Here is a 3,693-nt window from a genome sequence, read left to right as displayed (position 1 = left end):
GGTGGGGACGGCGGATGAGGGCGGGCGGCGGGAGATATCGATCTATGCCCGCGAGGAGGGCGGTGACTCTCACGCTGACCCGCGCACTCCCATTGACGCTGGTGATGATGATGCTCTGGGTGGCGGCTGGCGGTGTCACGCCACGGGAGTGCTGGCTCCGGTGGAGACGGCCCTCGAACAACCCCAGCTCGGGCGGCAGCAGTCGGGGCCGGACGCGGACGAATGGGGACGGGCGGTGTGGCCGCCAACCGGTGCGCAGCCGGTCGGTGTCGAGGGCTTCTACGCCGATCTCGCTCAGGTGGGGTATGCGTACGGTCCGGCGTTCCACGGGCTGACAGCGGCATGGCGAGGGGCGGATGGGGAACTGTTCGCCGAGGTGGCCCTGCCGCAGGAGTTGCACCAGGACGCCGAACGGTTCGGTATCCACCCCGCGTTGCTCGATGCCGCTGTGCACGTGGTGTTCCTCCGCGACCGGGATGAGGATCGGGGCACCTCTCTCCCGTTTGCCTACCGCAACGTCCACCTCCACGCCACCGGGGCAACAGCCCTCCGGGTGCGTATCGCCACACCGAGCGACGACACCCTTCGTGCGTGGATCGCCGATCCCACCGGTCAACCCGTCGCCACCATCGAGTCGCTCACCACACGGCCGGTTGATCCGGATCAACTCCAGGCGGTGGCCGACGTCGCCGATGACTCGCTCCTCACCCTCGAATGGGTTTCCCTCGCCGACGGGCCGGACGGCGAGACAGCTGCGTCGGATGTCACCGCTGGCTGGGTGCGGATCGGTGACGACGGCGTTGACAGGGATCTCGACGAGGCTGTCGAGGCTGTCGAGGTTGTTGACGTCGACGCACCACGGATCACGCGCCTGGCGGATCTCGCCGCGTTGAGCACCGCCCTCCAGGAGGGGATGACGGTCCCCGAAGTCGTCGTGGCACACCCGCCCGCGGGCCGTGGCGCGGGCGACGAACATGCGGCGCGGGACGTTCACGAGTCGGTCCGGGCCACCCTGGACCTCCTGCGGGAGTGGCTGACCGACGACAGGTGGGAGTCCACCCTGCTCGTCATCGTTACTCGGGGAGTGGCTTCCGCCGACGGAGACGTCGCGGACCTGGCCCAGTCTGCGGCATCGGGACTGGTGCGTTCAGCGCAGGCGGAGAACCCAGACCGCATACTGCTCGTCGACTGTGGCAGCCGGAACGACGAGTCCGAGCATCTGCCCCGGGCCGTCGCCGCGGCCCTGCGGGCGGGCGAGTCTCACATCTCGGTCCGCGACGGCGCGGTGAAGGTCCCGCGTCTGACCCGGAGCGGTGTGCGTGCGAGCGCGCCCACCGAGTCGACGCAGCCGGGACCGAAGCCGGGACCGAGGCTGTCGGACAAGGTGGCCGATGGCACGGTGCTGATCACCGGGGCGACGGGCAGCCTCGGCTCTCTCCTGGCGCGTCATCTGGTCACTGAGCATGGCGTCAAGCGGCTGATGCTGACGAGCAGGCGCGGAATGGACGCCCCGGGCGCCGCCGAGCTTCACGCCGAGCTGGAAGCGCGGGGCGCGGCGGTGACCATCGCGGCATGCGACGCCGCGGACCGAGACGCGCTGGCCGGCGTGTTGGCTCGGATCCCCGCCTCGTCCCCGCTGACGGGCATCGTCCACACGGCTGGCGTCGTCAATGACGGCGTGGTGGTGTCGCTGACGCCGGAGCAGATCAGCGACGTGCTTCGGGCCAAGGTGGATGCCGCGCTCAACCTGCACCAGCTCACCCTCGGCATGGACCTGTCGATGTTCGTGCTGTACTCCTCGGCCTCGGGAGTCCTCGGCAACGCCGGCCAGGGCAACTACGCCGCGGCCAACGCCTTCCTCGATGCCCTGGCACAGCACCGCCATGCGAACGGTCTGCCCGGTACCTCTCTCGCGTGGGGGATGTGGGAACAGGCGAGCGGGATCACGGACCATCTCGGCCAGGTCGACCTCGCTCGACTCTCCCGGCTCGGTATCCGTCCACTCGCGACACATGAGGGGCTTGAGCTCTTCGACACCTGCTGTGAACGGGACGAGGCTCTGCTCGTGCCGATGCGGATCGATCGCGCCCAATTGAGCAAGCAGCTCGCCTCCGATGTGCTCCCACCGATGCGAGGGCTCGTGCGGGCGAGCAAGGCCATTCGGCGCGCCGCACTCGGGCTCGGGCAGGCGGGCGCGGAGGGGACATCCTCGCTCGCGCAGCGGCTCGTGGGCCTGTCGCCGGCGGAGCAGCGGGAGACGACGCTGGGGATGGTCCGGGACCACGTCGCCGCGGTCCTGGGACACGCCTCTCCGAACGCGGTCAGGGTGGACAAGCCGTTCAAGGACCTCGGCTTCGACTCGCTGATCGCCGTGGAACTGCGGAACCAGTTGAGCAGCGCGATGGGTATGCGGCTGTCCGCCACGGCGGTCTTCGACTACCCGACGCCTGCCGCCCTCACCGAGCATGTGGTGTCGGAGGTAGCAGGCAGGCAGTCAGAGCTCGCGCCTCCTCCCCCGCGTGTCCAGACGCGGAACGACGACGAGCCCATCGCGATCGTGGGGATGGCGTGCCGCTACCCCGGAGGAGTGAGGTCTCCTGAGGGGCTGTGGGACCTGGTCCGGGTCGGTGGCGACGGCATCTCGGAGTTCCCCGCGAATCGAGGCTGGAACCTGGAACACCTCTACGATCCGGACCCTGACCGTCCCGGGACGTCGTACGCGAGGGAGGGCGGTTTCCTCCACGACGCGGACGGGTTCGACGCCGACTTCTTCGACATCTCACCGCGTGAGGCGCTGGCGATGGATCCGCAGCAGCGGCTCATCCTGGAATCGTCCTGGGAGGCGCTCGAACGCGCTGGTATCGACCCGACCACGCTGAAGGGCAGCGCGACCGGGGTCTTCGTCGGGTTGATGTACCACGACTACGCACCGGCGCTGGACGAGATGCCTGAGGAAGCCGAAGGGTACGTGGGCATCGGGACCACGGGAAGTGTGCTCTCCGGGCGCATCGCGTATCAGTTCGGCTTGGAGGGGCCGGCGGTCACGGTGGATACGGCGTGTTCGTCGTCGTTGGTGGCGTTGCATCTGGCGGTGCAGGCGTTGCGGAGTGGTGAGTGTTCGATGGCGCTGGCGGGCGGCGTCACCGTCATGGCGACGCCTGGGACCTTCGTCGAGTTCAGTCGGCAGCGGGGCCTGGCGCCGGATGGGCGATGCAAGGCATTTTCGGCGGCTGCCGATGGGACGGGGTGGTCCGAGGGTGTGGGTGTGCTGTTGGTGGAGCGGCTGTCGGACGCCGTGCGGAACGGTCATGAGGTGCTGGCGGTGGTGCGGGGTACCGCTACGAATCAGGATGGTGCGTCGAATGGTTTGACGGCGCCGAATGGTCCGTCGCAGCAGCGGGTGATCCGGCAGGCGCTTGCCAATGCTGGCCTCGCGCCGGGTGATGTGGATGCGGTGGAGGCGCACGGTACGGGGACGTCGCTGGGTGATCCGATCGAGGCGCAGGCGTTGCTGGCGACGTACGGTCAGGATCGGGCGGACGGTGGGCCGTTGTGGCTGGGGTCCATCAAGTCGAACATCGGGCATGCGCAGGCGGCTGCGGGTGTGGCGGGTGTGATCAAGATGGTGATGGCGATGCGCCATGGCCTGCTGCCCAAGACCCTGCATGCCGAGGAGCCCTCGCCGCACATCGA

General features: G+C 69.0%; 1 protein-coding gene. It reads left to right on the top strand.

From position 1 onward, the window contains the following. Positions 1 to 160: 160 nt before the first annotated feature. Positions 161 to 3,693: SDR family NAD(P)-dependent oxidoreductase (locus tag ADY01_RS33990; RefSeq protein ID WP_324613468.1), on the top strand; the 3,533-nt coding region annotated here is incomplete at its 3' end.

The organism is Streptomyces sp. SBT349 (genome assembly GCF_001083795.1).
Lineage (GTDB): Bacteria > Actinomycetota > Actinomycetes > Streptomycetales > Streptomycetaceae > Streptomyces.
Note: the sequence above shows the minus strand (reverse complement) of the source record. Positions and strands in the feature narration are given on the sequence as shown.